This window comes from Streptomyces sp. NPDC031365 (assembly GCF_055569765.1).
This window is the reverse complement of the sequence record NZ_JBVIIM010000001.1, coordinates 328,695-334,887: the sequence shown is the minus strand read 5'-3', so window position 1 is coordinate 334,887 and position 6,193 is coordinate 328,695. Positions and strand designations below refer to the sequence as shown.

Here is a 6,193-nt window from a genome sequence, read left to right as displayed (position 1 = left end):
GGGGAGGGGGGAGGACAAAGAAGAGCCACCCTTCGTGCCGGGGTTCGTTTCTTCCCCCCCCCCCCCCCGCCCCCGGGGGGGGGGGGGGGAGGACCCCCCCCCCCCCCCCCCCCCCCCCCGGACAGTGGTTCCCGTGACCGGGTCTGCGCTGCCGTGGATCCGTGGTTGCCGTGCCGTGCGGCCCTGGGGGACGTACGACTCAGTGGGCCACGGCGCGTGCCATGGATCCTCGGAGTGGTTGCGCCGGAACACCTCGGGCGGGTTCCGGTGCGCCCCTGCCACCGGCGGTGGCCTGCCGGCCGGCCGGTGCGGAGTTGCGGCGCGGCTGGGCCGCGGCACCGTTCTGGACGTCCATCACCGCGTGCGCGACGAGTCCGCCCATCGGGTCGTGCCGGATCAGATCCCGCAACCGGGAACGTGAGGAGCGCCCCTCGTTCCCCGGATACAGGTGCTTGCCGAGACCGACCGCGTGCGCCAGTGCGGCGAGCGCCGCGGTCCGCGGGTCCGGCGGAACGCCGGTGCGGATCGCGGAGTCCAGCCGGGCCCTGATCTCCCGGCTGATCTCGGTGTCCGTCGCCTGGTAGCGAGTCGTCGGCAGCACCCCGCACATCTGTCCGGCCACGGCATGCACCATGCCGCACCGCTCCAGATGCGAGAGGTAGGTCTGGCGCAGCCCGAGACGCGGCCCGCCGATCCAGTGGACCGCCCGTACGGGAGCGCCACGCCTTCGCAGCAACTCCAACGCGCAGTCCAGTGTTGGGTCTCCAGTCGGCCGTGGTACCACCACGGCGATACGATCCCCGTCTGGGGCTATCCGTCCGGCCAGCGCCAGCTCCACTAGCTGTGCTCCGGCCAGACCGAGGTCGAGCGACTGCGGCTGTGCAGTGGTACCCGTGGTCGGGTCCAGTGCCAGCAGCAGAAGCTCCTCCGGAATTGTTCTGCGGCTCCTGCCCATCCATGCCTCCCCGCGTGGATGTCTGACAGGGTGACCCCTCTCACATTGGTCTGTCGAGGGTGCGTGACCAGTTCGTAAGGGAACCGGTAGGTATGTCGTTCTCGTCTACCGCGTGGGGTAAGCCCGCACACAGGACACTGGTACATGGTTCGGACAGCGCTGCGGAGCGTTGTCGTGAGCGGGCGGTTCACGGTTTCACGGTTCGGATGGCGCACGCGAGGCGTGCGGCGCATGGAGGAGGCATCGGTGGCGGGCGAGTCCCCCGACAGGTCGAAGCAGCGCGAGTCGTCGGCAGAACCGACGTCGGGGAGCGCGGGTCCGGTTCCCGGGAAGCGGGATCCCCGGTTGGCGGTGGCGCGCGATGCCGCCCCCTCGGAAACCCGCGGGACCGCCGACACGGCCACCCGGGTCCTGTCGGTGCCCGACGACGTGTCCTCTCCTGCGGAGGGCGAGGGCGAGTCTCCGGCGGAGGGCGACGGCAGACTGCGCGAGGCGGTCGCCGCGTGGGTCCGCTCGGCGGAGCCGGCCGAGGACCTGAACAGCGACGCCGGGCGGGAGGCCGACGGGGAGGTGCGCGACGCGGAACCCGTCTCGGCGGACACGGATACGGATACCGACACGGATACGGATACCGACACGGATACGGACACGGATACGGATACGGCGGGCGACGCCTCCGACGACGCCGGTACGGTCCCGGTGACGGACGGTGCTTCCGACGACACCGGTGCGGGTGCCGGTACGGTCCCGGCCGCGCGCAGCACCTCCGACGGCGGCGGCGAGAAGGAGGCATCCGCCGCCTCCGCCGACGACGCGTCCCGCGACGGGGACGTGGACGAGGACGGGGACGGGCCCGAGGACGCCGCGAACGAGGCATCCGCCGCCTCCGCGGCCGACGAGGACGTCGAGCCCCGTGACAGCGGCGCCCCCACGGACACCCGCACGGACGACAGCCCCCGGGCGGCGTCACCCGACCCCGAGGACGACACCCCGTCCGAACCCAGGGCCCAGGACACCCAGAACGCCCGGCCCACCAGCGCCCCCACGGACACGGACGACTCAGTCGCCGTCTCCGACGACACCGGCACCCGGACCGCCCGCGAGGACGGCGTCCAGGGCGCCGGCCACGCACCCGCGGAGGCCGCGGAGGCCGGGGAGGCCGGGGAGGCCGCGGAGGCCGCGGAGGCCGGGGAGGGCCAGGACACCAGGACCGGCAGCGACCCCGCAGCGGCGGACGACGAGGCCCCCGGGCCGGAGTCGGCCGAGCGGGGCGGCGACCCCGACTCGGGCCCCGCCCCGGGACCGTCGAAGGGCGACAGCGAGGGCGGGCCCGCCGCCTCCGGCAAGTCCGCCCCCGGAGCGGACGACGGGCCCTCGGATGCCGGCTCCGGGCCAGGCGCCGGGGCCAAGGGGCCCGGCGATCAGCCCACCGCCGTCTTCCGCACCCGGCCGCCCTCCGTCGATCAGCCCACCACCATGCTCAAGCTGGGCGACACGGGCGACACGGGCGCCAAGGACGAATCCGAGGGCGGCGACGCGAAGAGCACCGCGGAAGCCGAGCGGACCAGCAGGTTCGTCGCGCTGAGGGAACTCGACGACCCCGCCGCCCGTAAGCCCCCGCGCACCACCGGCGCCACCACCGCGCCGCGCGCCGTGCCACCCGCCGAGGCCACCACCTCGCTCCCGCAGATCGGGCCGGAGCGGACGACGCAGCAGCCGCTGCCGCCGAAGCCGCCGCTGGATCTGCTGGCCGAGCTGACCAACACCCCGCCGCCCCCGCAGACCCCTCTGCGTACGGCCGTGCGGCGGGTCAAGATCTGGACGCCGCTGGTCCTGCTGCTGGTGATCGTCTTCGCGGTCGCGCAGAACGTCCGTCCGCTCCCGGTGCCCACGCTGGAGCTCACCGCCGAAGACAGCTACACCTTCGAGGGCGGCAAGCCCGACATCCCGTGGCCGGCCAAGGGGCAGGCCGCGCTGAGCGTCGACGGCATCGGCACCTTCGGCTCCTCCGGTGAGCAGAAGCCCGTACCGATCGCCAGTGTCGCCAAGGTCATGACGGCGTACGTGATCCTGCGTGACCACCCGCTCAAGAGCGGCGCCGAGGGTCCGCCGATCAAGATCGACGAGCTTGCCGAGAAGCAGTCCGACGCCGGGCAGGAGTCGACCGTCGATGTCACCGAGGGCGACGAGATCTCCCAGCGGGAGGCGATCGAGGCCATTCTGATCGCGTCCGCGAACAACGTGGCGCGGCTGCTCGCACGCTGGGACGCCGGCTCCGAGAAGGCGTTCGTCGAGAAGATGAACGACGCCGCGAAGGACCTCGGTATGACCAACACGACGTACACCGATCCGTCGGGCCTGAACAACACCACCGTGAGCACCGCCGTGGACCAGGTGAAGCTGGCCGGGGCCGCGATGAAGCAGCCCGCGTTCCGCGAGGTGGCCGCGATGATGGAGTACATCGACTACAAGGGCGTCAAGCACGGCAACTGGAACCGGCTGGTCGGCCACAACGACGTCGTCGGCATCAAGACCGGTACGACCACCTCCGCGCTCGGCAACCTCTCCTTCGCCGCCAAGAAGGACGTCGCCGGCGAGACCCACCGGATCATCGGGGCGGTGGTGCGCCAGCCCGAGGGCGGCGCGGACAACACCATCCTGGGCGGTGCCCTGTCCGCGGGCGACCAGCTGATGCGGGCCGCCCAGGAGGCGCTGGAGTCGGCGACGATCCTGAAGAAGGGCGACGTCGTCGGCTACGCGGACGACGGTCTCGGCGGCCGTACGCCCGTCGTCGTCACCGAGGACGTCAAGGCCGTCGGCTGGGCGGGCCTGTCGGTGAAGCTGACGTTCGCCGGTGAGGAGCTGCCGCACACGGCGAAGGCCGGTACGACGGTGGGCACGCTCACCGTGGGCGACGGTACGAGCGGTGCCGTCAAGGTGCCGGTCGCGCTCCAGGAAGACCTCGTGGAGCCGGGCTTCGCGGACAAGCTGACCCGTCTCCTCTGAGACGGCCCCGGCGCAGTACACCCGCACCCCGCGGGCCCACGCCTACCCGGGCGACGGCCGGCGGGGTGCGTGCTAGCGTCACGAAACGGGCAGGGAACGGGCAGGGAACGGGACACGGGGAGTGCCTTCAGGTGGCCACAGCGGAGCCGACACGCGCCGACGACGCCGACCCGGATCCGGGATCCGGTCCGCGAATACCCGTGTCCGGAACACAGGGCCCCGCCCAGGACGCCGAGGACACTCCCGGCTCCCCGAGCTCCCCGAGCTCCCCGGACCGCACCGGTGACACCCCCGGCGCCCCCATGGCCGCCGTCCTCGCCGTGCGCGCCCGCATGCTGCGGCACCCCGTACTGTCCGTCACCGCTCTCGCCGGCCTGCTGCACATCGTCTGGTTCTTCACGTTCGCCAACAGCGGCGGCGACCTGGCGGCACAGGACGCGTGGGCGGAGTTCGTCGGCCGCCACCCGGACTCCGCGTACAACCTCGCCTGGTACGGCGGGATGCATCCGGTGTCGTACAGCGTGGTGTCGCCGTATCTGATGTCCGTGCTCGGGGTGCGGACGACGATGATGATCGCGGGGACGGTGTCGGCCGGGCTGCTGACGCTGGTGCTGATGCGCAGCCGGGTCGTGCGCAACCCCCTGTGGGCGGCGCTCGCGGGGGTGTTCGCGCTGCTGTGCAACGCCGCTTCGGGGCGGGTGACGTACGGGCTCGGCACGATGTTCGCGCTCGGCGCGGTCGCCGTCGTCTTCTGCTGGCCCTACCGGTGGCGCTACAGGCGCTGGGCGAAGGCCCTGTGCGCGGCCCCGCTGGCGGCGCTGGCCACCATGGCCTCGCCGGTCGCGGGGCTGTTCGTGGGCCTGGTGGCGATGGCGCTGTTTCTGCAGAAGCGCCTGCCGGGGGCGTGGGCGCTGGGGCTGGCACCGACCGCGGTGGTGGCGGTGTCGGCGTGGCTGTTCCCGTTCTCGGGGACGCAGCCGATGGGCATCGGTTCGGTGATCCTGCCGCTGCTGTACTCGGTCCTGGTGTACCTCCTGGTGCCGCGGGAGTGGAGGACCGTACGGATCACGGCCGCGGTGTACGGGCTCGGGATCGTGCTGGTCTGGCTGATCAGTTCGCAGATCGGCTCGAACATGACGCGGCTGGCGATGCTGTTCGGCGGTGTGGCGCTGGTGGCGGCGCTGCCGTTCGCGGTGCCGAAGTCCCGCACGTGGTACCTGCTGGTCGTCGCCGTTGTCGGCTTCAACGGCTGGATCGGCTTCAAGTCGGTCGACGACGTCGTGCACACCACGCCGCGCGCGTCCTGGGCGCGCGAGCTGGCGCCGCTGGTGAACGAGCTTCAGGAGGTCGGGGCCGAGCGGGGCCGGGTGGAGGTCGTCCCGGCCCGCTCGCACCGTGAGGCGTCCGCCCTCGCCCCGTACGTCAACCTGGCCCGGGGCTGGAACCGGCAGGCCGACATGGAGCGCAACCCGCTCTTCTACGACGACACCCTCAACTCGGCGAACTACCGCGAGTGGCTGAAGCGCTGGGGCGTGCACTTCGTGGTGCTGCCGAAGGACGAGCCGGACGGTGACGGCGGCCAGCGGGAGCGGGAGCTGGTGCAGCGCGGGCTGCCGTATCTGGAGCAGATCTGGGGCGACGCGAACTGGCAGCTGTTCGCGGTGGACGGGCCGACCCCGCTGGCGGAGCCGAACACGGTCGTGGAGCGGGCCGAGCAGGGTGAGTGGACCCTGCGGGTGGAGAAGGCGGGCCGGATCCTGGTCCGTGTCCCGTACTCGCCGTGGCTGGGCCTCGTCGACGCCGAGGGCACGGCGCTGGACCCTCCGCAGGAGACGGAGGAGTCCGAGAACCGCCCGGAGGGCGAGCCGCGGTCGTACGAGAACGTCCACGGCTGTCTGATGGAGACGGAGGAGGACGCGAACGGCGACCGGTGGACGACGCTGCTCGCGCCGGAGCCGGGGACGTACCGCCTGGCGGCTCCCTACAAGTGGGGGGAGCGGGGTACGCCCTGCCCCGACGAGCTGCGCTGACCCGGCCGGCCCGGGTCATCCGACCACACTCCCGGAGCGGGATCCCGCACACCTCCCGCCAGTTCATGAACATGAACGCGATTCAGCCAAACCAGCGTTCTTCGCGGCCGGCGGCACGATGCCCTGGTGGCTCTCCGGCATCTCCCTTCGTCGCCCCTGGGATTCCTCGCCCCCGCCGCCCCTTCCCGTCCCGTCCCGGGGC

The 6,193-nt window shown here is 72.5% G+C and carries 3 protein-coding genes; 2 read left to right on the top strand and 1 reads right to left on the bottom strand.

Annotated features, from left to right (window positions below):
* Positions 1–199: 199 nt before the first annotated feature.
* Positions 200–955, bottom strand: a complete 756-nt coding sequence (locus ACZ5C2_RS01565; RefSeq protein WP_468785358.1) for a GOLPH3/VPS74 family protein — start codon at positions 953–955, stop codon at positions 200–202.
* A gap of 231 nt (positions 956–1,186) precedes the next feature.
* Here ACZ5C2_RS01565 and ACZ5C2_RS01560 point away from each other — a divergent pair, with 231 nt between their 5' ends.
* Positions 1,187–3,961, top strand: a complete 2,775-nt coding sequence (locus ACZ5C2_RS01560) for a D-alanyl-D-alanine carboxypeptidase (RefSeq protein WP_468785356.1) — start codon at positions 1,187–1,189, stop codon at positions 3,959–3,961.
* Between the two features lie 131 nt (positions 3,962–4,092).
* Positions 4,093–5,991, top strand: a complete 1,899-nt coding sequence (locus tag ACZ5C2_RS01555; RefSeq protein ID WP_468785354.1) for an MFS transporter — start codon at positions 4,093–4,095, stop codon at positions 5,989–5,991.
* Positions 5,992–6,193: the final 202 nt, after the last annotated feature.

Coding starts and splice junctions, on each gene's coding strand:
- ACZ5C2_RS01565 (WP_468785358.1), bottom strand. CDS start 955: ATGGGCAGGAGCCGCAGAACAATTCCGGAGGAGCTTCTGCTGCTGGCA.
- ACZ5C2_RS01560 (WP_468785356.1), top strand. CDS start 1,187: ATGGAGGAGGCATCGGTGGCGGGCGAGTCCCCCGACAGGTCGAAGCAG.